Source organism: Streptomyces sp. NBC_00637 (assembly GCF_045161545.1).
Lineage (GTDB): Bacteria > Actinomycetota > Actinomycetes > Streptomycetales > Streptomycetaceae > Streptomyces.
Genome location: NZ_CP109046.1, coordinates 5,367,631 through 5,390,494 on the forward strand (window position 1 = coordinate 5,367,631; position 22,864 = coordinate 5,390,494).

Sequence of the window (22,864 nt, forward strand, 5' to 3'; positions counted from 1 at the left end):
ATCAGAACCCCGAGACAGGATTCCGCAGGGTCCCGATCAGCTGGAGGGCGCCGGCCGGGTCCGCCAGGTCCACCATCTGCCGGTTGTCGCGCAGCTGGAGACGGTTGAGGCAGGACAGGGCGAACTCGGGGGCGAACATGTCGTACTGGCGGAACTTGTCGGCCAGTTCGGGGTTCGCCTCCTGGTAGGCGCGGGTGACCTCGGCGACCGTGCGCCAGAAGTCGTCCGCCTCGAGGATCCCCTCGGTGGCGAGGCCGGCCGCGAGGAAGCGGAAGAAGCAGTCGAAGACGTCGGTGAAGAGGGACAGGAGCTTCATGTCCTCGGGCACCTCGACGCGGATGCGCCGGACCTCGGGCGGCAGCACCGCGTCCGGGTCCATGACCGCGATCTCCTCGGCGATGTCCTTGTAGATCGCCCGCTGTACCGCCCCGTCCTTCAGGACCAGGATGGTGTTCTCGCCGTGCGGCATGAACACCAGGTCGTAGGCGTAGAAGCTGTGCAGGAGCGGGGTGTAGTACGCCTGGAGGTAGCCGCGCAGCCACTGGGTCGGCGTCAGGCCCGACCGCTCGATCAGCGCGCCGGCCACCGAGCGGCCCTCGTGGTCCACGTGGATCAGGGAGGCCATGGTCGCGAGCGACTCGCCGTCCCGGAGCGTCGGCACCGGGCTCTCCCGCCACAGCGCGGCCAGCATCTTGCGGTACGGCGAGTAGCGGTCCGTGGCCGCCTCGTACTCCAGGTGCCGGTAGCCGACGGCCGCCCGCTCCCGGATGATCGACAGGCCCGTCGACCTCAGCACCGGGTCGTTGTCGATGAGCTGGGCCAGCCAGTCGTTGATGGCCGGGGTCGCCTCCATGTAGGCGGCCGACAGGCCGCGCATGAAGCCCATGTTGAGGACGGACAGGGCCGTCTTCACGTAGTGCTTCTCGGGGTGCGAGGAGTTGAAGAACGTCCGGATGGACTGCTGCGCCAGGTACTCGTCGTCGCCCTCGCCGAGGCAGACCAGGTTCCCGCGCGCGATCTCGGCCGCGAAGGTGACGGTGAGCTTGTTCCACCACTGCCAGGGGTGGACGGGGATGAGGAGGTAGTCGTCCGGGTCCCGGTCCTGCTCGCGCAGGATCGCGGCGAACCGCTCGACGGTCTTCTCGCCCAGCTCCTCCCGCACGAACGACTCGTACGCGATGCCGACGCCCGCCGTGAACGCGGCCCGCGAGCGGTGCGCGGCCAGCCACACCAGCCGGACCGGGCTCGCCGTCTCCGGGGCGTACGACAGGTACTCGTGGATGCCGAAGCCGAGCCGCCCGTTGTTGGCGACGAAGCAGGGGTGGCCCTCGGTCATCCCGGTCTCGATCGCCTGGAAGCCGCTCTCGACCAGCTCCGCCGATGTGATCTGCGGTTTGGTCAGTTTGTAGCAGGTGCCCGAGAGGGTGGAGGAGATCTCCTCCAGGTAGACCGGCAGGATCTCCTCGCTCAGGCCCAGCGTCTTCTTCAGCTCGATGAGGAAGTCCAGGGCTGCGAGCGGGAGTTCGGCGTCGTCGCGGGTGCGGGTGATCGAGTCGGCGTCCACCTGCCAGTGGTCGAGGGCATGGCGGACGGCCGTGAAGCGGTAGTAGGTCAGCCCGTCGTCGCTGCGGACGACGTAGCGGCCGTCCTTCTCCTCGGGGGTGATCAGGCGCTCGTGCGCGAACTCCGCGAGGGCCTTGCGCACGAGCAGCCGGTTGGCCTTCTCCCAGCGCTCGGGGGAGAGGTGGGCGACGGCGTCGGCGAGGCTCATGCCGTCACCCCCGTCGCCGCGACGAACTGCTCGCGCGTGCAGAAGCTCAGCAGCGCCCGCTTCTCCGGCTTCTGGATCTCCCGCTCGGGCACGAACCCGACGGCTTCGTTGAGGGCGTGCACCGCCGTGTTGGAGACGTCGGGCTCGACGACGACCCGGGAGGTGGCCGGGTCCTCGAAGAGACGCGCCAGCACGGCGGTGATCACGGCCCGGGTGAACCCGTGCACGGGCCGGTCGGTCGGGGCGACCAGGAAGTGCATGCCGACGTCACCGGGCCGCGGCTCGTACAGGCCGACCAGCTCGCGGTGGGCGGGGTCGTAGTACTCCATCAGGAAGGCGGGCTCGCCGTCGTGCAGGCCGATGAGGGCGTGGCTGTGCTCGTCGGCCGCGATGTCCATGTAGGCGCGCTCGACGTCGACGAGTTTCGCGTGCTGCATCATCCAGAACGCTGCCTTGGGATGCGTGACCCAGCCGTGCAGCAGCTCGGCGTCCTCGACGAGGTCGAGGGGCCGCAGGGTGAGACGGCCGACGGCGGCCGTGGTCGTGCTCATATACCGAACTCCTGGAACGCGATGGTCTTCTCGACCGGGTAGTACTCGCTGCCGAGCAGGTCACGGATGATCGAGCTGTTGCGGTACGCGCCCATGCCGAGGTCGGGGGAGGTGATGCTGTGGGTGTGCGCGCCGGCGTTCTGGAGGAACACGGCCCGGCCGGTGGTGTCGATGGAGTAGTTGCGGGCGATGTCGAAGTTGCCGTGGGAGTCGTAGCGCAGTCTGTCCCGGACGGGGGCGAGGAACTCCGGCTCCACGTACCGGTAGCCGGTGGCCAGGACCAGCCCCTGGGAGCTCAGCTCGAAGTCCTTGCCCTGCTCCTCCTGCCGGAAGGCGAGGGTGTAGGTGCCGTCGGCGTAGGTGGCGCTGTTCAGCGAGGAGTTGGTGAGCAGACGGGTGGGCACCGGGCCGCCGAGGTTCTTCTGGTAGAGCAGGTCGAAGATCTCGTTGATGAGATCGCCGTCGATGCCCTTGTAGAGGTTCTTCTGCTCGGCCGTCAGGCGGTAGCGGGTCTGCTCCGGCAGCTCGCGGAAGTAGTCGATGTACTCCGGGGAGGTCATCTCCAGCGTGAGCTTGGTGTATTCGAGCGGGAAGAAGCGCGGGGAACGGGTGACCCAGTTCAGCCGGTAGCCGTGGACGTCGATCTCGCCGAGCAGGTCGTGATAGATCTCGGCGGCCGACTGGCCGGAGCCGACCACCGTGATCGACTCCTTCTTCTGGAGTTCCGCCTTGTGCCGCAGGTAGCGGGAGTTGTGCACGAAGTCGCCGCCCAGGTCCGCGCAGGCCTCGGGGATGTGCGGGGGCGTACCGGTGCCGAGGACCAGGTGACGGGCGCGGAACCGCTCGCCGGCGGTGGTCCGCACGACGTACAGGTCGTCCTCGTACGTCACTTCCGCGACCGTCGTCGAGAAACGCACGCTGCTCAGCTTGTTCGCGGCCCAGCGGCAGTAGTCGTCGTACTCGACCCGCAGCGGGTAGAAGTTCTCGCGGATGTAGAACGAGTACAGCCGGCCTTTCTCCTTCAGGTAGTTGAGGAAGGAGAAAGGCGAGGTCGGGTCGGCGAGGGTGACCAGGTCCGACATGAACGGCGTCTGGAGGTGGGCGCCGTCGAGGAACATGCCGGCGTGCCACTCGAAGTCGGGCTTGGACTCCAGGAAGACACCGTCGAGCGTGTCGATGGGCTCGGTGAGGCAGGCGAGACCGAGGTTGAAGGGGCCGAGCCCGATCCCCACGAAGTCATAGGTGTGGCTGGCTTCAGGAAGCGCGGTCAAGGGACTCTCCCAGGTACTGCTCGGCGTGGCCGGCGATCAGGTCGAGGACGGCGGCGATGTCGTCGGTCGTCGTCTCGGGGTTCAGCAGGGTGAACTTCAGGTAGTGGCGGGCGCCGACCTTCGTGCCCGCGACCACCGCGTCACCGGAGGCGAACAGGGCCTTGCGGGCGTAGAGGTTGGCGCGGTCGATCTCGGCCGGGTCGGTGACGGCGGCCGGGATGTAGCGGAAGACGAGGGTGGAGAGCGACGGCTGGACGACGACGTCGAAGCGCGGGTCGGCGGCCAGCAGGTGCCAGCCCTCGGCGGTCAGGTCGCAGACCTCGTCGAAGAGCTGCCCGATGCCGTCGGCGCCCATGGTCCGCAGGGTCATCCACAGTTTGAGCGCGTCGAAGCGGCGGGTGGTCTGCAGGGACTTGTCCACCTGGTTGGGGATGCGCTCCTGCACCATGCGGCGCGGATTGAGGTACTCGGCGTGGTAGGTGGCGTGCCGGAGCGTGGCCGCGTCACGGACCAGTACGGCCGACGAACTCACCGGCTGGAAGAAGGACTTGTGGTAGTCGACGGTGACGGAGTCGGCGCGCTCGATGCCCTCGATGCGATCCCGGTACTTCACGGAGGCGAGCAGGCCGCAGCCGTAGGCCGCGTCGACGTGCATCCAGGTGCCGTACCGGTCGCACAGCTCGGCGATCTCGGGCAGCGGGTCGATGGAGCCGAAGTCGGTGGTGCCGGCGGTGGCGACCACGGCCATGGGCGTCAGACCGGCCTCCTTGCAGCGCTCCAGCTCGCGGGCGAGCGCGACGGTCTGCATCCGCTTGTCGTTGTCGACGGGGACGGACACCACCGCGTCGGGACCGAGGCCGAGGAGTTTCGCGGACTTCTTCACGCTGAAGTGGCTGACCTCGGAGGCGAAGACGCGCAGTTCGGCGAGAGTCTGCGACTTGGCCTCCTCGCGGGCGAGCAGCAGCGCCTGGAGGTTGGACTGGGTGCCGCCGGAGGTGAACACGCCGTCGGCGGCCGGTCCGAGGCCGATGCGGTCCGTCGTCCAGTCGATCAGTTTGCGCTCGATGAGGGTGCCGCCGGCCGACTGGTCCCAGGTGTCGAGGGAGGAGTTGACGGCCGACAGGACCGCCTCGCCCAGCACGGCGGGGATGACGACCGGGCAGTTGAGGTGGGCGAGGTAGCGCGGGTGGTGGAAGTAGATCGCGTCACGGAGGTAGACCTCCTCCAGCTCGTCCAGGACGGCCGTGGTGTCGTGCAGCGGCTTGTCCAGGTCGATCCCGTCGATGCGGGGCGCGAGAGCGTCAACCGAGACGCCGGTGAACGGACGGTCGGTGGCGGCGATCTTGGCGGCCACCCGCTCTACTCCTTCGGTCACGGAGCGGCGGTACTGCTCCGCGGTCGTGTCATTGAGCAGGTGCGAGCGCATGGTGGGGGTCCTCCGGGGGGTGGGGACGAGGTCTGCTGCGGAACGGGCTAGGGGACGGAGCCTCGGATCAACTTAGGTTAGCCTAACCTAAGTTAGATGAACGAGGGTCGGCCTCTGCCGTGACCGTGATCACGTCGGCGCATGTGTCCAACCGGCCGCGGGGGCAGGGCTGGTGAGGGTGCGGACTACTCCGCGGCGCGGAGCTGCTCCTCGCTCATGCCCTGGCGCCAGTACCCGACGAAGGTGATGCGTCGCCGGTCGATCCCGCGTTCGCCGACGAAGTGGCGGCGCAGCGCCTTCACGCGTCCCGACTCGCCCGCGATCCACACGTACGGGTGCCCGGCGGCCGGGAGCCGCGCCTCCCGGAGGGTGTCCACGGAGCTCTCCCCGACCACCCAGGTGACCTCGGCATCCGCCATGGTCGCCAACTCCCGTACGTTCACGGCGTCGTGCGTCTCCAGCCAGACCCGGACGCGCTGTCCCGCCGGCAGGGACTCCAGGATCGACGCGATGGCCGGAAGGGCGGTCTCGTCGCCCCAGAGCACGACCAGATCGGTGTCGGCGGGCGGCCGGAACCGGATCGCCCGGTTGTCGGCCAGGGCCGGGCCCAGCAGGACGACCCGGTCCCCGGCGCCGGCGCCCGCCGCCCAGACGGAAGCGGGGCCGGCCGGGGTGTGCAGCACGAAGTCGATGTCGATCTCGGTGGTGCGCCCGAGGGTGTCCCGGCGATGGGCCCGGAGCGTGTACGAACGCATCACCGCCCTTACGTCGTCCGGCAGTTCACGCCAGGCATGCCACCAGCCGTCGCCCAGCTCGTAGGGGATGGCCGGGGTGGACTGCCCCGGGTGCGGCAGGAACAGCGACAGCGACTGGTCGTGCCCGTCGGAGAAGAAGTGTTCGAGATCCTGCCCGGTGAAGGTGACCCGGACGAGCGACGACCCGACCCGGCGGGCCCGCGCGACGTGGAGGGAGAAGAACCGGAAGGGCGCGACGACGGCAGTGGTCACGGGGGGCGCTCCTGTGGACGTGGGGAGGGAGGACCGGCGTGCTTCTTTCAGGGGCGCGGTGAACCGCGCGACCGGCCACGGCCGGACCCGCGGTTCACCCGCGACATCAAGTCCCCTGGTCAGGAAACCTTCTTCGCCTTCTCGAGGGCCTCGGCGAGATTCACGAGCAGCGGCACGCACTTCGCGTACGACAGGATCGGCTCCGGCGACCGCGCGATGACCTGACCGGCCTTCACGGCGGGCAGCTTCTTCCAGGTCGCCTCGGTGATGTCGGCGGGCTGGATCGTCGAGGACCGGTCGTCCATCATGATGATGTCGGCCGCGTACTTGTCGACGTTCTCCCAGCTCAGCGACTCGTACCAGCCGCCACCCTCCGCCTTCGCGCTCTCCGGCGGCTCGACGAAGTTCACGCCGAGGGCCTTGAAGTACTCGAGGTCGATGGAGAGGTTGGTGCCGGAGACGTAGAAGAGCGCCTCGCTCGCGGAACCGGCCAGCACCTTGATCTCGGGCTTGGCCTTGGCGGCGGCGCGCAGCCGGGCGGCCGCGTCCTCGAACTTCTTCTTGGCGTCGGTGACCGCGGCCGCCGTCATGTCGGCGCCGAGCGACTCGGCCAGCTCCCACATGCGCTGGAGGGGAGCGGTCAGCTGACGGTCGTAGACGGAGATGCCGACGCTCGGGGCGAGCTTGGCGATCTTGTCCTTGGAGGCCTCGGGGACGTACCAGAGGGTGCCGGCGTTGTCGAACATCGTGGAGAGGAGCACGTCGGGCGCGAGGGCCGCGTACTTCTCGACGTTGAACTCGTCCCAGACGTTGCCGAGGACCGTCACCTTGGTGATGTCCATGTCGCCGGCCTGGACGTCGGCCTTGCCCGCGGCGGTCTTGGTCGGGCCGAAGACGCCCTTGACCTGGATGCCGTAGTCGTACAGGGCGGCGCCGACGCCGGTGAAGGCGACGATGTTCGCGGGGATCTTGTCGAGCTTCACCGTGGTGCCGCGGTCGTCCTTGAAGGTCCAGGAACCGGACTTGGCCGAGGCGCTCTCCGACGACGAGGAGCCACTGCTGCTCGCGTCGTCGTCCCCGCAGGCGGCGAGGGCGGCACCGAGGCCCAGGGCGCCACCGGCGGCGAGGATGCCGCGGCGGGTGGGACGGGCGGCTCTGACGTTGGACATGTCTCTGGCTACTTTCGGACGGGGCGGATCACCCGAGGACGGTTCGAACGTAGGTTAGCCTAACCTCAGCTCGTGTCCAGAGGGTGGTTCCGGGTCCCGGAGCGCCCACGGCGACGCATGCCCGCCTTCTGTGCCCCTCCTGTGGATCGAAGGTGTACGGAACGTCAGGAGGGCGCATCACAACCGGAGTTGCCACTCGCTCCGAGGATGCGAAGAGCGCGTGCGGGGCCGTCGGACGGCCCCGGGGCATGCCGGTGAGGCCGCCGTACGGCCCGGATCGAGCGGTGCGGCGACCTCCTGTGCGCGGCGGCCCCTGATGTCAGGCCGACTTCCGGCCATCGTGTGAGCGCGCCGCCGCGGCCACGGCCGACGGGCGCGCCGCCGGGCTCACCCGGGCAGCCCCAACTCGCGGGCGATCAGCATCCGTTGCACCTCGCTCGTGCCCTCCCCGATCTCCAGGATCTTGGAGTCGCGCCACATCCGGGCCACCGGGTACTCGTTCATGAAGCCGTAGCCGCCGTGCACCTGGGTGGCGTCGCGGGCGTTGTCGACGGCGATCGTCGACGAGTAGAGCTTGGCGAGGGCCGCCTCCTTCTTGAAGGGGTCCCCGGCCACCAGCCGCGAGGCCGCGTCCCGCCAGGCGAGGCGGGCCGTGTGGGCCTTCATCTCCATGTCGGCGAGCTTGAACTGGATGGCCTGGTTGGCGCCGATCGGACGGCCGAACGCGTGCCGCTCCTTCGCGTACCTCACCGACTCGTCCACACAGCCCTGCGCGAGGCCCGTCGCGAGTGCCGCGATGGCGACCCGCCCCTCGTCGAGGATCCGCAGGAACTGCGCGTACCCGCGGCCCTCCTCGCCCAGCAGGTTCGCCGCCGGGACGCGCACGTCGGAGAAGGACAGCTCACGGGTGTCGGAGGCGTTCCAGCCGACCTTCGAGTAGGGCGCCGCGACCGTGAAGCCCGGCGTGCCGGACGGGACGATGATCGCGGAGATCAGCGGCCGGCCGTCCGGCTTGCGGCCGGTCACCGCCGTGACCGTGACCAGCGCCGTGATGTCCGTGCCCGAGTTGGTGATGAAGCACTTGCTGCCGTTGATCACCCACTCGTCCGTCTCGGGGTCGAGCCGGGCCGTCGTGCGCGTCCCGCCCGCGTCGGAGCCGCCGTCCGGCTCGGTCAGCCCGAAAGCGCCGAGGATCTCGCCGGAGCACAGCCTCGGCAGCCACTGACGCTTCTGCTCCGGCGTCCCGAAGAGATGGATCGGCATGGCGCCCAGCGAGACGCCCGCCTCCAGGGTGATCGCCACGGACGAGTCGACGCGCGCGAGTTCCTCCAGGGCGATGCCGAGGGCGAGGTAGTCGCCGCCCATGCCGCCGTACTCCTCGGGGAACGGCAGCCCGAACAGGCCCATGCGGCCCATCTCGCGGACGATCTCGTACGGGAACTCGTGCCGCTCGTAGAAGTCACCGATCTTGGGCGCGACCACGTCGTGCGCGAACTCCGCGACGGTGCGGCGGAGTTCTTCCAGTTCGGGGGAGAGACGGTGGTCCATGTCGGGTCACTGCTCCTTGTGGGGCTGTGCCGTGCCGAGTGCTCGGACGGTGCGGGAAGGGCTGGGTCGGCCCAGTCGGGCGGCCATCCACTCGCTCGTGGCGACGAGACGGCCGAGGTCGACCCCGGTGTCGATGCCGAGGCCCCGCAGCATCCACACGAGGTCTTCGGTGGCGAGATTGCCGGTGGCGGACTTGGCGAACGGGCAGCCGCCGAGGCCGCCCGCCGAGGCGTCGACGGTGGTGACGCCGTGCTGGAGCGCGGCGAAGGTGTTGGCGAGCGCCTGGCCGTACGTGTCGTGGAAGTGCACGCCCAGCACGTCCGTGGGCACACCCTGTTCGTTCAGCGCGGTCAGCAGTGCCCGGACGTGACCCGGGGTGGCCACGCCGATCGTGTCGCCCAGGCTCAGTTCGTCGCAGCCCAGGTCGAGCAGGGCCCGGCAGACCCGGACGACCTGGTCGACCGGGACCGCGCCCTCCCACGGGTCGCCGAAGCACATGGAGAGGTAGCCGCGCACATGCACGCCCTGTGCCTTGGCCCGGGCCACCACCGGCTCGGACATCGCCAGCACCTCGTCCACCGTGCGGTTGAGGTTGGCCTTGGCGAAGGACTCGGTGGCGCTGACGAAGACGGCGACCCGGCGGGCGCCCAGGGAGAGGGCGCGGTCGAGGCCGCGCTCGTTCGGCACCAGCACCGGGAGCGCCACCCCGAGACCGCTCACCAGCGGGAACAGCTCCTCGGCGTCCGCGAGTTGGGGCACCCACTCGGGGTGGACGAAGCTGGTGGCCTCGATGGTGGTCAACCCCGCGTCGGCGAGGCGGTGCACGAACTCCGCCTTGACGGCCGTCGGTACGGTCGACTTCTCGTTCTGGAGGCCGTCGCGCGCGCCCACCTCGTGGATACGCACCCGCGTGGGCAGGCCCGGGGCCGGTACCGCCATGGGAAGCGTCACTGGTCCTCCTCCGCCGGTGCGATGACGGCCAGCACCTGGTCCATGGCGACCGTCGTGCCCGGCGTCACGTCCAGTTCGGCGACCGTGCCGGCGTGCGGGGCGGAGATGACGTGCTCCATCTTCATCGCCTCGACGACCAGCAGGCTCTGGCCCGCGGTCACCTCGTCGCCGACGGCGACCTTGACCACCGTGACCGTGCCGGGCATGGGCGCGGTGAGCGAGTCGGCACCCGCGTGGGCGCTGCGGGACAGGGAGTCGGCGACCGGATCGTGGTCGCGGACGTTCCAGGCGTCGCCGTCACGGCCGAGCCAGCTGCCGTCCGGCAGTGCGGCGAAGGACTGTGCGACGCCGTCGAGGCGGCAGCCGAACCGGGACCGCGCTCCCGCCGGGAGCGGACCCGCGGCGCCCCGCAGCGGGGCGTCCGCCCCGTCGAGCAGCACCTCGGCCGTGCCGTCCGCCGTGCCGCGCACGCGGACGGTCACCGGGTCGTGTCCCGGCACGTGCAGATGGTGTGCCGTCCAGGCGGGCTCGCCGCCCAGCCGCCAGCCGTCCGCGGCCGAGAACGGGTCCACCCAGCCGGCCTCGCCGGGCGCGGGGGCGAGCGCGGCCTGGCGCAGCAGCGCCGCCGCCGCGTAGACGTCCCGCGGGACGTCGGCCGCGACGAGCGTCACCGCCTCCCGCTCCACCAGGCCGGTGTCCAGCTCGCCGGCCACCACCGCCGGATGGGCCAGCAGCCGCCGCAGGAACCCGGCGTTGGTCTGCACGCCCAGCGTGACCGTCTCCGCGAGCGCCGCCCGGAGTCTGCGCAGCGCGGTCTCCCGGTCCGGTCCGTAGGCGATCACCTTGGACAGCATCGGGTCGTAGAGGCTGCCGACCTCGGTGCCCTCGCTCAGCCCGGAGTCGGTGCGGACACCGTCGCCCTGGGGTTCGCGCAGCCGGAGCACCGTCCCGCCGGAGGGCAGGAAGCCGCGCGCGGGGTCCTCGGCGCAGATCCGCGCCTCGACCGCGTGCCCGGTCAGCCGGACGTCCTCCTGGCCGAAGGACAGCCGCTCACCGGCCGCGACCCGCAGCTGCCACTCCACCAGGTCCAGGCCGGTGACCAGTTCGGTGACCGGGTGCTCCACCTGGAGACGGGTGTTCATCTCCATGAAGTAGTACGACGACGGGTCGTTGCCCGGCACGATGAACTCCACCGTGCCCGCGCCCCGGTACCCGCACGAGCGTGCCGCCTGGACCGCCGCCTCGCCCATGGCCGCGCGGGTCTTCTCGTCCAGCAGGACCGAGGGCGCCTCCTCGACGATCTTCTGGTGCCGGCGCTGGAGGGAGCACTCGCGCTCGCCCAGGTGCACCACGTTCCCGTGGCCGTCGGCCAGCACCTGGATCTCGATGTGCCGGGGCCGGTCCACCCATCGCTCGACGAGCAGCGTGTCGTCCCCGAAAGAGGCGCGGGCCTCGCGGCGGGCGGCGGCGATCTCCTCGCCCAGCACGGCCAGGTCCCGTACCAGGCGCATGCCCTTGCCGCCGCCGCCGGCCGACGGCTTGAGCAGGACGGGCGCGCCGATCTCGCGGGCCGCGTCGGCGAGTTCGGCGTCGCCGAGCCCGCTGCCGCTCGACCCGGGGACGACCGGCACCCCGGCCGTCTGCACGGTCTCCTTGGCCCGGATCTTGTCCCCCATCAGGGAGATGGCGTCCGCGGACGGCCCGATGAAGACCAGTCCGGCGTCGGCGCAGGCGCGCGCGAAGCCGGCGTTCTCCGCGAGGAAGCCGTATCCGGGGTGGACCGCCCGGGCGCCGGCCCGGGCGGCGGCCGCCAGCAGCCGCTCCACCGACAGATAGCTCTCGGCCGCCGGCGGCGGACCGAGGCGTACGGCCGTGTCCGCCTCCCGGACGTGCCGGGCGTCCGCGTCGGCGTCGGAGAAGACGGCGACCGAGCGCACGCCCAGCGCGCGCAGGGTGCGGATGACGCGGACGGCGATCTCGCCCCGGTTGGCCACAAGCACGGTGTCGAACATCAAGGCTCCCCTCCTCACATCCGGAAGACGCCGAACTGGGGGTCACCCAGCGGCGCATGGGCACAGGCGGTCAGGGCGAGGCCCAGTACCTGCCGGGTCTCCAGCGGGTCGATGACGCCGTCGTCCCAGAGGCGGGCGGTGGCGTAGTAGGCGTTGCCCTGGCGTTCGTACTGCTGCCGGACCGGCGCCTTGAACGCCTCTTCCTCGTCCGCGGGCCACTCCTCGCCCCGCGCCTCGAGCTGGTCCCGCTTGACGGTCGCGAGGACGGAGGCGGCCTGCTCGCCGCCCATGACGGAGATCTTCGCGCCCGGCCACATCCACAGGAAGCGGGGCGAGTAGGCCCGGCCGCACATGGAGTAGTTCCCGGCGCCGTACGACCCGCCGACGACGACCGTCAGCTTCGGCACGCGCGTGCACGCGACGGCCGTCACCATCTTGGCGCCGTGCTTGGCGATGCCGCCGGCCTCGTAGTCGCGGCCGACCATGAACCCGGAGATGTTCTGGAGGAACACCAGCGGGATCCCGCGCTGGTCGCACAGCTCGATGAAGTGGGCGCCCTTCTGGGCCGACTCGGAGAACAGGATGCCGTTGTTGGCGACGATGCCGACCGGGTGGCCGTGGATCCGGGCGAAGCCGGTGACCAGGGTCTGCCCGAACTCGGCCTTGAACTCCTGGAAGCGCGAGCGGTCGACCACGCGCGCGATGACCTCGCGCGCGTCGTAGGGGGTGCGGGAGTCGACGGGCACCGCGCCGTACAGCCCGTAGGGGTCGACCTTGGGCTCGGCGGACGGCCGCACCTCCCAGGGCAGGGGCCCGCGCGCGGGGAGTGTCCCGACGATGTTGCGGACGATGCGCAGCGCGTGCGCGTCGTCCTCCGCGAGGTGGTCGGTCACGCCCGACACCCGCGCGTGCACCTCGCCGCCGCCCAGCTCCTCGGCGGTGACGACCTCGCCGGTGGCGGCCTTCACCAGCGGGGGCCCGCCCAGGAAGATCGTGCCCTGGCCGCGGACGATGACGGCCTCGTCGCTCATGGCCGGGACGTAGGCCCCGCCGGCCGTGCACGAGCCCAGCACCGCGGCGATCTGCGGGATCCCGGCCCCGGACATCCGGGCCTGGTTGTAGAAGATCCGCCCGAAGTGCTCCCGGTCCGGGAACACCTCGTCCTGCATGGGCAGGAAGGCCCCGCCCGAGTCCACGAGGTACAGGCAGGGCAGCCGGTTCTCGAGGGCGACCTCCTGGGCCCGCAGATGCTTCTTCACCGTCATCGGGTAGTACGTGCCGCCCTTGACGGTGGCGTCGTTGGCGACGATCACGCAGGTGCGCCCGCCGACCCGTCCGATCCCGGCGATGACCCCGGCCGCCGGGGCCTGCCCCTCGTACATGCCGTCGGCGGCGAGAGGGGCGAGCTCCAGGAAGGGCGACCCCGGATCCAGGAGGGCGTCGACCCGGTCCCGGGGCAACAGCTTCCCGCGCGCGGTGTGGCGTGCCCTCGCCTTCTCCCCACCCCCCAGCCGGGCCGCGGCCAGCTTGCCGCGCAGCTCCTCGACGAGTGCGTGGTGTGCCGCCTCGTTGGCCCGCCAGGCCTCCGACGCGGGATCAGCCGCGCTCGTCAGCTCCGGTGCCTGCTCCATCCTTGCGGTCCCCTCGCCCAGTGATCGACTGTTAATGAGCGTTAACCATTTCCATCAGGTTAACGACCGCTAACCTCCCTGTCTAGAATCGACTTCATGGCCACCAGAACCGACGCCCCCACCCGTCGCGAGCAGATCCTCAGGGAGGCCGCGCGGCTGTTCGCCGAGCGCGGGTTCCACGGCGTGGGGGTGGACGAGATAGGCGCCGCCGTCGGCATCAGCGGGCCGGGGCTCTACCGGCACTTCCCGGGCAAGGACGCGATGCTCGCCGAGTTGCTGGTGGGCATCAGCGGCCGGCTGCTGACCGGTGCGAAACGGCGCCTGGCGGAGGCCGACGGCGTGCCGCCCGAGGCGTTCCTCGACTCGCTCGTCGAGGGGCACATCGACTTCGCCCTCGACGACCGTCCCCTGATCACCCTGCACGACCGTGAGCTGGACCGCCTCCGTGACAGCGACCGCAAGATGGTCCGCCAGCTCCAGCGGCAGTACGTCGAGCTGTGGGTGGAGGCCCTGCGTGCCGTGTATCCGGGCCTCGCCGAGCCGGCCGCCCGCTCGGCGGTGCACTCCGTCTTCGGTCTGTTGAACTCCACGCCGCACCTCGGCCGACCGGGTTCCCTGCCGGGCCGCGCGGCCACCGCGGCGCTGCTGCACCGGATGGCCAGGGGCGCCTTCGCGGCGGCCGCGGAGTGACGAGCGTTACCCCCGCCCCACCCTGGACGCTCTTCGTACTCGCCGGTACGGTTGTTCTCTGAGCAAGCGCTTAGCCATCGGCCCGCGACCATGCCCACCACGCATCGCGCAACCCCGACGGCGAGCAACCACATCCGCGAGAGCGGCGCCGGCTTAGGCGCAGAGAGGGGCCGGCGGTGCGCCGTACGGTGTTCAACGAGGACCACGAGGCGTTCCGGGAGACCCTCCGGGCCTTCATCGAGGCCGAGGTCGTTCCCGTCTACGACGAGTGGTTCGCGGCCGGCCAGGCGCCGCGCGACTTCTACTACAAGCTCGCCGAGCTCGGCGTCTTCGGTATCCGCGTCGACGAGGAGTACGGCGGCGCCGGCATCGACTCGTACAAGTTCGAGGCCGTGCTCTACGAGGAGACCGCCCGCGCGGGTGTCTCCTTCGGCGGCTCCGGTGTGCACGTGCTGCTCGGTCTGCCGTACCTCAAGCTGCTCGCCACCGACGAGCAGAAGAAGCGCTTCCTGCCGAAGTTCGTCTCCGGCGAGGAGATGTGGGCGATCGCGATGACCGAGCCGGGCACCGGCTCCGACCTCGCGGGCATGAAGAGCACCGCCAAGCTCTCCGAGGACGGCACGCACTACGTCCTCAACGGCTCCAAGACCTTCATCACTGGCGGTGTCCACGCGGACCGCATGATCGTCTGCGCCCGCACCTCCGCCCCCACCGCCGAGGACCGCCGCCACGGCATCTCCCTCTTCGTGGTGGACACCAAGGCCGAGGGCTACTCGGTCGGCCGCAAGCTGGACAAGCTGGGCCTGAAGACCTCCGACACCGCCGAGCTGGCGTTCGTCGACGTCAAGGTGCCCGTCGAGGACCTGCTCGGCGAGGAGAACAAGGGCTTCTACTACCTCGGCCACAACCTCGCCTCCGAGCGCTGGGGCATCGCCTACGGCGCGTACGCGCAGGCCAAGGCCGCCGTCCGGTTCGCCAAGCAGTACGTGCAGGAGCGCGTCGTCTTCGGCAAGCCGGTCGCGCACTTCCAGAACACCAAGTTCGAGCTGGCCGCCTGCCAGGCCGAGGTGGACGCGGCCGAGGCCGTCGCCGACCGCGCCACGGAGGCCCTGGACGCGGGCGAGCTGACCCCGGCCGAGGCCGCCAGCGCCAAGCTGTTCTGCACCGAGGTCGCCCACCGGGTGATCGACCGCTGCCTCCAGCTGCACGGCGGCTACGGCTTCATGAACGAGTACCCGATCGCCCGCCTGTACGCGGACAACCGCGTGAACCGCATCTACGGCGGTACCAGCGAGATCATGAAGTCGATCATCGCGAAGGACATGGGTCTGTAAGCAGTCCGCAACGACGGGCCGCTACAACCGGATGCCATGAGCCAGGCACTACAGGATCTCCTCGATCTGCTCGACATCGAGCAGATCGAGGAGAACATCTTCCGCGGCGCGTCCCGCTCCGCCGTCGTCCCGCGCGTCTTCGGCGGGCAGGTGGCGGCGCAGGCGCTGGTCGCCGCCGGACGGACGGTCCCCGAGGACCGTCTCGCCCACTCCCTGCACGCGTACTTCCTGCGCATGGGCGACCCGGGCGCGCCCATCGTCTACACGGTCGACCGGATGAACGACGGCCGGTCGTTCACCGCGCGCCGGGTCGTCGCCGTCCAGCACGGACAGCCGATCTTCGCGCTGTCCGCCTCCTTCCAGCGGTACGAGGAGGGCTTCGACCACCAGGCGCCCATGCCGCCCGCCCCGGACCCGGCCACGCTGCCCACCTCCGAGGAACGGCTGCGCGGCTACGCCCACCTCGACCCCGAGGTCGTCGAGCGGTTCCTGGAGGCCCGCGAGGCGGTCGACCTGCGCTATGTCGACGAGCCGCCGTACGGCAGCTACGGCGCGCCGCGCGAGCCGCACTCCCAGGTCTGGTTCCGCGCCAACGGCAAGCTGGCCGACGATCCGCTGCTGCACGTCGTCCTCGCCACGTACGTCTCCGACATGACGCTCCTCGACTCGGTGCTCCTCGCGCACGGGCGCGGTGGCTGGGCGGTCGGCGACGTGGTGGGAGCGTCCCTGGACCACGCGATGTGGTTCCACCGTCCGTTCCGCGCCGACGAGTGGCTGCTCTACGACCAGGAGTCGCCGTCCGCGCACGGCGGCCGCGGCCTCGGCCAGGCCCGCATCTACACGCAGGACGGGCGGCTCGCCGTCTCGGTGATCCAGGAGGGTGTGGTCCGCGCCCCCCGGCGCGGCTGAGCGCCCGGCGCCGCACCCGCGAGTGCGGCGCCCCTTTCGGGGTTCGTCCGTCGCCTACTCGGTCAGTCCCGCCGCCGCCAGCAGGTACGCCGTCATCACGTCGTAGTGGCGCGGGCTGACCACGTGGTCGTCGAGGGGGACCGCCACCTGGACGGTGCCCTCCGACTCGGCGATGAACAGCGCCGGGTCGTTGCAGTCGGCGTAGCCGACGGAGTCGACGCCGTGCTGCCCGGCGTAGCCCGCCCAGCCGTGGTCGGCGACGACCAGGTCGGGCAGCGGCCTGCCCTCGCGTTCGAGCGCGGTGAGGATGGCCTTCATCGGTTCGCCCGAGTGGGTGTGCCAGAGCGTGGCGCCGTGTTCGAGGACCGCCACGTCGGCCAGCTGCCAGACGTACCCCTCGTCCGTCTGGAGCCCCTCCGGGATGACGACGATCTCGCAGCCGGCCTCGCGCAGGGCGGCGGCGGTGGCACGGTGCACGTCGAGGAGACCGCCCGGGTGGCCGGTGGCGAAGAGGACCCGCTGCCGTCCTTCGGCCGCCTTGCGCAGCCGGGCCGCGAGCCGGTCCAGGCCGTCGACCGTCAGCTCGGGGTCGATGGTGTCCTGGCCGTAGCGGAACTCGGGATCGTCGTTCACGCCCACCCGCTCCGCCATCACCGCGAGCACGTCCTGCTCGTCGGTCCAGCGGTCGCCGAGTTCCAGGCCGAGCCAGAAGTTGCGCACACCGTTCGCGAGCTGGCGGTAGTGGGAGAGGTTGTTCTCGCGGGGAGTGGCGACGTCCCCGGCGATACGGGTTCTGACGAGGTGGTCGACGAGTTCGGCGCGGCTGGGCGTCCCGGGTATCGGCATGGTCTCCATTGTGAGGCAGCGGGCTGTGCGCGTCCGTGCTGTTCCGGACGCTGGGACACGCGTCACTCCGTGTGTTTCAGCGAGAACCACAGCTCCATCCGGACGTCCGGATCGTCCAGGTCCGTGCCCAACAGGGCCGCGCAGCGGGTGATCCGCTGCCGCACGGTGTTGCGGTGCACGGCCAGGGCCACCGCCGTACGGTCCCAACTGCCGTGCAGGGAGAGCCAGGTGCGCAGCGTCTCGACGAGCGCGGCGCTCGCTGTGCCCGCCCGGAGCGGGGCGAGCAGCGCCCGGGCGTGGGCCCGGGCCGCGTCGTCGGGCACCAGGTCCAGCAGAGCGGACCCCGAGCCGTGGCGGACGAGTGCCGTGCGGGTGGCGCGGGCCCGGGCCAGCGCGCGGGCCGCCTGCGCGTCGGCGGCCGGCCAGTCGGCGGGGACCGCGTCCGCGCTGACGCCGAGCGTCCAGCCCGGCTGCGGCTGCGGTTGCGGCGCGCCGTCGGCCGGGACGAGGACCCGCACGACGTCGTCCGCGAGGTCGACCAGCGGCGATCCGAGACCGGCGCCGAGCGCGGAGGCCGCCACCGGGCCGGGAGCCGGCGCGTCCGGCCTGCCGTGCACGACGAGCCACCGCTCGCCGCCCAGCAGCGGGGCCACCTCGGCGGGCGCGGCCCCCAGCAGCAGCCGTACGAGCGCCGAGGAACGGGCCGCCCCCGAGCCGCTCTGCTGCTCGCCGGTGAGGAGGGAGAGCAGGACGGCGGCGACGGAGGCGATGGTGTGGTCCCCGGGGTCGCGCCGGGGCGTCGCCACCCCGAGCACGAATCCCCGGCCGGCTCCGAGCGCGTAGGCGGCGAGGTGGGTCCCGTCGGGGGCGGTGTCGCCGGCGGTGGCGGACGCCCGGGAGAGCAGGAGCCGGGCGAGCCCGGCGAGGGGCACGTCCGCCGCGGAGGCCTGTCCCGCCGCCGCGATCTCCGTCCCCTCCGGCCCGTAGAGCACCGCGCGCCCCCCGACCCGCTGGGCGAGCCGGCGCAGGACGGACGGGACCGGGTCCGGCCGGGAGGCGGCGGCCGCGAGGCTCTGCTGGGCCTCGGTCACCCGGCGCAGCTCGGCGGTGCGGGCCCGCTCCATCAGCTGCCACACCGCGCGGGCCACGGCCGAGAACGTCGTCTGCGGCGGCACCTCCAGGAGCGGCAGCCCGTACGCCTCGCAGGCGGCGACCAGCGCCCTGGGCACGGTGTCGTGCACCGGCGCGACCCCGAACCCGAGGGCCGCGCCGCCCGACGCGACGATCCGTGAGACGTAGTCCTCGAAAAAGCTCCCGGGACCCGCCTTCGCCCGGCCGTGGGCGTCCCCTTCCGGCCCCGCCGCCGCCTCCGGGATGTGCACGCCCGCCGTCAGCAGCAGCTCGCCGCCCAGCAGATACGGGTACGGGTCGGCCATCTCCGAGGTGTGGGCCGCGTGCAGCACGATGCCGGGACCGGCGGGCCCCGCGATCTGCCGCAGGGCGAGATCCTCGCGGGCGAGCAGGGCGGCGAGCGGGACCGGCGGGGTGGGAGGCGTGTTCGGAACGAAAGGGGCGGTGGGTGGGGCGGGGGTGGTCGGGACGGGAGGGGTGGCGGGGTCGGCGGGGGTGGTCGGTTCGGGCATGGGGTGTGCGTTCCCTCCACTCGTGCCTCGTCGGATGGATGAAACGTACACTTCGCAGCCGCTCGCCTGACGCCTAGGGTCGTTGGCGCATCTCCGGCCCCGCGACCCGAACGCGCGTCCGGACCCGATCCGGCTCCCCGGTAGAGTCGGACAGGAAGCGGTACATACGCGACGAAGCGTAGGAAAGAAGGCATACGAACCATGAGCGGCAACGAGACGCCCCGCGGCCCCGTCGACTCCTCGCGCATCCCGCGGTACGCCGGCCCCGCGACCTTCGCCCGGCTGCCCCGCCTCGACGAGGTCGGCCGCGCCGACGTCGCCGTCGTGGGCGTGCCGTTCGACTCGGGTGTCTCCTACCGCCCGGGCGCCCGCTTCGGCGGCAACGCGATCCGCGAGGCGTCCCGGCTGCTGCGGCCGTACAACCCGGCGCAGGACGCCTCCCCGTTCGCCCTCGCCCAGGTGGCGGACGGCGGCGACATCGCGGTGAACCCGTTCGACATCCACGAGGCCGTGGAGACCATCGAGGCGGCGGCCGACGACCTGCTGGGCACCGGAGCCCGCCTGATGACCCTGGGCGGCGACCACACCATCGCGCTGCCGCTGCTGCGCTCGGTGGCGCGCAAGCACGGACCCGTGGCCCTGCTCCACTTCGACGCGCACCTCGACACCTGGGACACCTACTTCGGCGCGGAGTACACGCACGGCACGCCGTTCCGCCGGGCCGTGGAGGAGGGCATCCTCGACACCGAGGCCCTCTCCCACGTCGGCACCCGCGGCCCGCTGTACGGCAAGCAGGACCTGACCGACGACGAGAAGATGGGCTTCGGCATCGTCACCTCGGCGGACGTGTACCGGCGTGGCGCCGACGAGATCGCCGACCAGCTGCGGCAGCGCATCGGAGACCGCCCCCTCTACATCTCCATCGACATCGACTGCCTGGACCCGGCGCACGCCCCCGGCACCGGGACCCCGGAGGCGGGCGGCATGACCTCGCGCGAGCTCCTGGAGATCCTGCGCGGCCTGGCCTCGTGCAACCTGGTCTCGGCGGACGTCGTCGAGGTGGCCCCCGCGTACGATCACGCGGAGATCACGTCGGTGGCCGCGTCCCACACGGCGTACGAACTGACCACGATCATGTCCCGACAGATTGCCGAGGCTCGCGCGCAGTGACTCACGACCACGACCTGGTGCTCCGCCCGACGGAGGCGCAGACCGCCGCCGCGCTGAACCCTCCCGCCGGGCGAGGCGGCGGAGACCTGGTCGTGGAGACCCTGGCCGGGCTCGGCGCGACCACCGTCTTCGGGCTGCCCGGCCAGCACGCGCTCGGCATGTTCGACGCGCTGCGCCGCTCCTCGCTGCGGTACATCGGCCTGCGGGTGGAGAACAACGCGGGGTTCGCGGCGGACGCGTACGGCCGGATCACCGGTGAGGCGGCCCCGCTGCTGCTGTCGACCGGCCCGGGCGCGCTGACCTCGCTCGCGGCGCTCCAGGAGGCGGCGGCCGCCTCGGCGCCGGTGCTGGCGATCAGCAGCCAGGTCCCGACGGCCGGCCTCGGCGGCGGCCGCCACGGCTATCTGCACGAACTGCCCGACCAGGCGGCCTCGTTCCGAGGCGTGGTGAAGTCGGTCCACACCGTCCGCGCCCAGTCGCAGATCCCGTCCGCGATCGAGGCGGCCTGGAAGTCCGCGCTGACCGTGCCGCACGGCCCGGTGTGGGTGGAGATCCCCCAGGACGTGCTGCTCGCTCCGACGACGATCCCGGTCGTCACGGGCGGCGACGCCTTCCCCGAAGAGCTGCCGCCGCGCCCCGAACTGACCGCCGTGGCGGCCGACCTGCTGTCGAAGGCGGCCCGTCCGGCGATCATCGCGGGCGGCGGAGTCGTACGGGCGGACGCCTCGGGCAAGCTCAGGCAGCTGGCGGAGCTTCTGCAGGCGCCGGTCGTCACCACGCCGGGCGGCAAGGGCGCGTTCCCCTGGACGCACCCCCTCTCGCTCCAGTCCTGGATCGAGGACCGCCACACCACGGACTTCCTCGAGGACGCGGACGTCCTCCTGGTCGTCGGCTCGGGGCTCGGCGAACTCTCCTCGAACTACCACACGTTCGCGCCGCGGGGCCGGGTCGTCCAGATCGAGGCGGACCTGGGGAAGCTGGAGTCGAACCATCCAGCGCTCGGCATCCACGCGGACGCGCGACTGGCGTTGCAGGCGCTGCTGGAAACGGTGACGGTGACGGACCGGACGCGGGCGGGAGCCGCCGAACGCGTCCGGGAGGTCCTCGCGAAGGTCGCCGACCGTATCGCCGCCCAGGAACTCACCCTGGAACAGGAGGTGCTGGCGTCGGTCCGCAAGGCGCTGCCGGCCGACTCCCCGTCGTTCTGGGACATGACGATTCTCGCGTACTGGGCCTGGTCCGCCTTCGACGCGAAGGGCCCCAACCACATGCACTCGGCGCAGGGTTCGGGCGGCCTCGGCTACGGCTTCCCGGCGGCGCTGGGCGCGGCGGCGGCCGACCCGACCCGACCGGTGCTGGCGGTGTCGGGCGACGGCGGCGCCCTGTACTCGATCGCGGAGCTGGCGACGGCCAAGCAGTACGGCTTCGACGTCACCTGGCTGATCATCGACGACGGCGGTTACGGCATCCTTCGCGAGTACATGACCGACGCCTTCGGCGAGCCCACCGCCACCGAACTGACCCGCCCGGACTACGTGGCCCTGGCGGAGTCCTTCGGGGTGCCGGGGGTGCGGACGTCTCCCGAGACCCTGGAGGCGGATCTGGCGAAGGCGTTGTCCACGCCCGGACCTTCGGTGGTCCTCCTCCCGGCGGTGCTGCGGATGTTCGCGCCGACGCATCTCTCCCCGTCGTAGGCGATCGCCGGGTTGATACGGTCCCGCCATGTCTGCACCACACGGATCACCCGGCCCCGTCACCGCCGACGACGTGCGGGAGGCCGTCCGGCTGGCGGTGGCGGCCCTGCGCGGGGCCGAGGCGGCCGACTGGGACGCCAAGGCCGGTTCCCTGGAATGGAGTTGCCGGGAGACGGTCGAGCATCTGGCCGACGACCTGTTCGCCTACGCCGCCCAACTGGGCGCGCGGGGCGGGCCGTCGGACACCGAGGTGCCCTTCGTGTGGCGCGCGGAGCGGCCCGGCGGGCCGGCGAACGTCGTCTTCGCGGACCGGAGTGCCGGGCCGGCCGGACTCGCGCAGGTGCTGGAGACCTGCGGGGCGCTGCTGACCGCCATGGTGCGGACTACGCCGGCGAGCGTCAGGTCGCATCACGTCTTCGGGGCCTCCGACCCCGAGGGGTTCGCCGCCATGGGTGTCGTCGAGACGCTGGTGCATCTGCACGACGTCGCCGAGGGGCTCGGAGTCCCGTGGGAACCGGACGCCGCACTGTGCGACCGGGTGCTGGTGAGGCTCTTCCCGGACGCCCCGACCGGCACCGACCGGTGGCCCACCCTGCTGTGGGCCACCGGCCGGGGAGAGCTCCCGGGGCACGCGAGCCGCACGCGGTGGCGCTGGTACGGCGTCCCTCGCGGCGACGGCGAGCGGTAGGGCTCAGCAGGCGCCCGGACCCACCGCGTCGATCCGGCCGCCGAAGTCGCCCAGGTAGCGGGTGCGGTAGTCGGCGTTGAAGACGTTCCGCTTCTCCACCGGGCCCCAGTTGATGAAGCAGGCGCGGGTACTGGCGACGAACGAACCCACGTGGTCGTGCAGGGCGGGCGGCATGTCGCGGTAGCCGCTGCGGGCGGTCCACTCCCAGCTGCTGCCGCCGAAGTTCTCGCCGCTGTAGAAGCAGATCGATCCGTCGGGACAGGAGGGCGCGGCGGCCGCCGAGGCGCTCTGGGCGGGCAGGGCGAGGGCGGTGAGGGCGAGAGCGGCGGCGAAGGACCAGGCGCGAAGCTTCATGAACGTCTCCGGGAAAGGGAGTCGGGATCGCTCCGGCGGATCTGCCGAGGCGCGCCCAGCCTCGCGTCCGGGCGGTCCGACATGCCCGGGTCGAAGATTGACTTCACCGGTGTGAGGGAACTGGTCGTTCCATCACACCGATTCCTCCGCCGGGTGGGCCCGGACACGCCGAGAGGGGCCGAACCTCCCGGTGGGGGAC

General features: G+C 71.6%; 19 protein-coding genes. 6 read left to right on the top strand and 13 right to left on the bottom strand.

The annotated features are described in order from the left end of the window. Position 1: 1 nt before the first annotated feature. From OG440_RS23600 to OG440_RS23645, 10 genes are all read right to left on the bottom strand, one after another. Positions 2-1,771 (bottom strand): IucA/IucC family protein, encoded by a 1,770-nt coding sequence (locus tag OG440_RS23600; protein ID WP_406008773.1) that lies wholly within the window; start codon positions 1,769-1,771, stop codon positions 2-4. Further along, positions 1,768-2,322 carry a GNAT family N-acetyltransferase gene (locus OG440_RS23605; RefSeq protein WP_406008774.1) on the bottom strand — a complete coding sequence of 185 codons (555 nt, stop codon included), beginning with the start codon at positions 2,320-2,322 and terminating at the stop codon, positions 1,768-1,770. Before OG440_RS23605 ends, OG440_RS23600 begins: the two co-directional genes overlap by 4 nt. Next, positions 2,319-3,593, bottom strand: coding sequence for a lysine N(6)-hydroxylase/L-ornithine N(5)-oxygenase family protein (locus OG440_RS23610; RefSeq protein ID WP_406008775.1), 1,275 nt, complete (start codon positions 3,591-3,593; stop codon positions 2,319-2,321). Before OG440_RS23610 ends, OG440_RS23605 begins: the two co-directional genes overlap by 4 nt. Further along, the gene (desA, locus tag OG440_RS23615; protein WP_406008776.1) at positions 3,577-5,019 is read right to left on the bottom strand and encodes a lysine decarboxylase DesA; all 1,443 of its coding nucleotides are present in this window, start codon (positions 5,017-5,019) and stop codon (positions 3,577-3,579) included. The genes OG440_RS23610 and desA overlap by 17 nt, the downstream gene beginning before the upstream one ends. Before the next feature lie 185 nt (positions 5,020-5,204). Beyond that, a complete protein-coding gene (locus tag OG440_RS23620) occupies positions 5,205-6,026 on the bottom strand; it encodes a siderophore-interacting protein (protein WP_406008777.1) in 822 nt (273 codons plus the stop codon). A gap of 119 nt (positions 6,027-6,145) precedes the next feature. Continuing rightward, positions 6,146-7,195: an ABC transporter substrate-binding protein gene (locus OG440_RS23625; RefSeq protein WP_406008778.1), complete on the bottom strand. Its 1,050-nt coding sequence runs from the start codon at positions 7,193-7,195 to the stop codon at positions 6,146-6,148. Positions 7,196-7,582: 387 nt separating this feature from the next. Further along, complete coding sequence (locus tag OG440_RS23630; RefSeq protein ID WP_406008779.1) at positions 7,583-8,743, bottom strand: acyl-CoA dehydrogenase family protein; 1,161 nt, start codon at positions 8,741-8,743, stop codon at positions 7,583-7,585. 6 nt (positions 8,744-8,749) lie between these two features. Further along, a complete protein-coding gene (locus OG440_RS23635) occupies positions 8,750-9,694 on the bottom strand; it encodes a hydroxymethylglutaryl-CoA lyase (RefSeq protein WP_406008780.1) in 945 nt (314 codons plus the stop codon). Further along, positions 9,691-11,706: an acetyl/propionyl/methylcrotonyl-CoA carboxylase subunit alpha gene (locus OG440_RS23640; protein ID WP_406008781.1), complete on the bottom strand. Its 2,016-nt coding sequence runs from the start codon at positions 11,704-11,706 to the stop codon at positions 9,691-9,693. The genes OG440_RS23635 and OG440_RS23640 overlap by 4 nt, the downstream gene beginning before the upstream one ends. A gap of 14 nt (positions 11,707-11,720) precedes the next feature. Next, positions 11,721-13,337 carry a carboxyl transferase domain-containing protein gene (locus tag OG440_RS23645; protein WP_406008782.1) on the bottom strand — a complete coding sequence of 539 codons (1,617 nt, stop codon included), beginning with the start codon at positions 13,335-13,337 and terminating at the stop codon, positions 11,721-11,723. A 96-nt stretch (positions 13,338-13,433) separates the two neighbouring features. Between OG440_RS23645 and OG440_RS23650 the strand changes: the two genes are divergently transcribed. From OG440_RS23650 to OG440_RS23660, 3 genes are all read left to right on the top strand, one after another. Further along, positions 13,434-14,027, top strand: a complete 594-nt coding sequence (locus OG440_RS23650; protein ID WP_406008783.1) for a TetR/AcrR family transcriptional regulator — start codon at positions 13,434-13,436, stop codon at positions 14,025-14,027. Between the two features lie 176 nt (positions 14,028-14,203). Further along, positions 14,204-15,361: an acyl-CoA dehydrogenase family protein gene (locus OG440_RS23655; protein WP_171397439.1), complete on the top strand. Its 1,158-nt coding sequence runs from the start codon at positions 14,204-14,206 to the stop codon at positions 15,359-15,361. A 36-nt stretch (positions 15,362-15,397) separates the two neighbouring features. Then, positions 15,398-16,270 (top strand): acyl-CoA thioesterase, encoded by an 873-nt coding sequence (locus tag OG440_RS23660; protein ID WP_406008784.1) that lies wholly within the window; start codon positions 15,398-15,400, stop codon positions 16,268-16,270. A gap of 54 nt (positions 16,271-16,324) precedes the next feature. Here the strand turns inward: OG440_RS23660 and OG440_RS23665 are convergent, their stop codons facing one another. After that, entirely contained in the window at positions 16,325-17,116 is a 792-nt protein-coding gene (locus OG440_RS23665; protein ID WP_406008785.1) for a phosphatase, read from the bottom strand. A gap of 62 nt (positions 17,117-17,178) precedes the next feature. Then, positions 17,179-18,759 (bottom strand): PucR family transcriptional regulator, encoded by a 1,581-nt coding sequence (locus OG440_RS23670; protein WP_406008786.1) that lies wholly within the window; start codon positions 18,757-18,759, stop codon positions 17,179-17,181. Between the two features lie 201 nt (positions 18,760-18,960). Here OG440_RS23670 and speB point away from each other — a divergent pair, with 201 nt between their 5' ends. From speB to OG440_RS23685, 3 genes are read left to right on the top strand one after another with little or no spacing between them, the layout of a single operon-like run. After that, positions 18,961-19,929, top strand: a complete 969-nt coding sequence (speB, locus tag OG440_RS23675; RefSeq protein WP_406008787.1) for an agmatinase — start codon at positions 18,961-18,963, stop codon at positions 19,927-19,929. Beyond that, positions 19,926-21,623 carry a thiamine pyrophosphate-binding protein gene (locus OG440_RS23680; protein ID WP_406008788.1) on the top strand — a complete coding sequence of 566 codons (1,698 nt, stop codon included), beginning with the start codon at positions 19,926-19,928 and terminating at the stop codon, positions 21,621-21,623. The genes speB and OG440_RS23680 overlap by 4 nt, the downstream gene beginning before the upstream one ends. A gap of 28 nt (positions 21,624-21,651) precedes the next feature. Continuing rightward, positions 21,652-22,311 (top strand): maleylpyruvate isomerase N-terminal domain-containing protein, encoded by a 660-nt coding sequence (locus tag OG440_RS23685; protein WP_406008789.1) that lies wholly within the window; start codon positions 21,652-21,654, stop codon positions 22,309-22,311. Positions 22,312-22,314: 3 nt separating this feature from the next. Here OG440_RS23685 and OG440_RS23690 read toward each other — a convergent pair whose 3' ends face one another. Continuing rightward, positions 22,315-22,665 carry a peptidase inhibitor family I36 protein gene (locus OG440_RS23690; RefSeq protein ID WP_406008790.1) on the bottom strand — a complete coding sequence of 117 codons (351 nt, stop codon included), beginning with the start codon at positions 22,663-22,665 and terminating at the stop codon, positions 22,315-22,317. Between the last annotated feature and the right edge of the window lie 199 nt (positions 22,666-22,864).

Bases quoted from the DNA above. Each gene is read 5' to 3' on its own strand.
- OG440_RS23600 (WP_406008773.1), bottom strand. From the start codon at position 1,771: ATGAGCCTCGCCGACGCCGTCGCCCACCTCTCCCCCGAGCGCTGGGAG.
- OG440_RS23605 (WP_406008774.1), bottom strand. From the start codon at position 2,322: ATGAGCACGACCACGGCCGCCGTCGGCCGTCTCACCCTGCGGCCCCTC.
- desA (WP_406008776.1), bottom strand. From the start codon at position 5,019: ATGCGCTCGCACCTGCTCAATGACACGACCGCGGAGCAGTACCGCCGC.
- OG440_RS23625 (WP_406008778.1), bottom strand. From the start codon at position 7,195: ATGTCCAACGTCAGAGCCGCCCGTCCCACCCGCCGCGGCATCCTCGCC.
- OG440_RS23630 (WP_406008779.1), bottom strand. From the start codon at position 8,743: ATGGACCACCGTCTCTCCCCCGAACTGGAAGAACTCCGCCGCACCGTC.
- OG440_RS23640 (WP_406008781.1), bottom strand. From the start codon at position 11,706: ATGTTCGACACCGTGCTTGTGGCCAACCGGGGCGAGATCGCCGTCCGC.
- OG440_RS23645 (WP_406008782.1), bottom strand. From the start codon at position 13,337: ATGGAGCAGGCACCGGAGCTGACGAGCGCGGCTGATCCCGCGTCGGAG.
- OG440_RS23650 (WP_406008783.1), top strand. From the start codon at position 13,434: ATGGCCACCAGAACCGACGCCCCCACCCGTCGCGAGCAGATCCTCAGG.
- OG440_RS23660 (WP_406008784.1), top strand. From the start codon at position 15,398: ATGAGCCAGGCACTACAGGATCTCCTCGATCTGCTCGACATCGAGCAG.
- OG440_RS23665 (WP_406008785.1), bottom strand. From the start codon at position 17,116: ATGCCGATACCCGGGACGCCCAGCCGCGCCGAACTCGTCGACCACCTC.
- OG440_RS23670 (WP_406008786.1), bottom strand. From the start codon at position 18,759: ATGCCCGAACCGACCACCCCCGCCGACCCCGCCACCCCTCCCGTCCCG.
- speB (WP_406008787.1), top strand. From the start codon at position 18,961: ATGAGCGGCAACGAGACGCCCCGCGGCCCCGTCGACTCCTCGCGCATC.
- OG440_RS23685 (WP_406008789.1), top strand. From the start codon at position 21,652: ATGTCTGCACCACACGGATCACCCGGCCCCGTCACCGCCGACGACGTG.
- OG440_RS23690 (WP_406008790.1), bottom strand. From the start codon at position 22,665: ATGAAGCTTCGCGCCTGGTCCTTCGCCGCCGCTCTCGCCCTCACCGCC.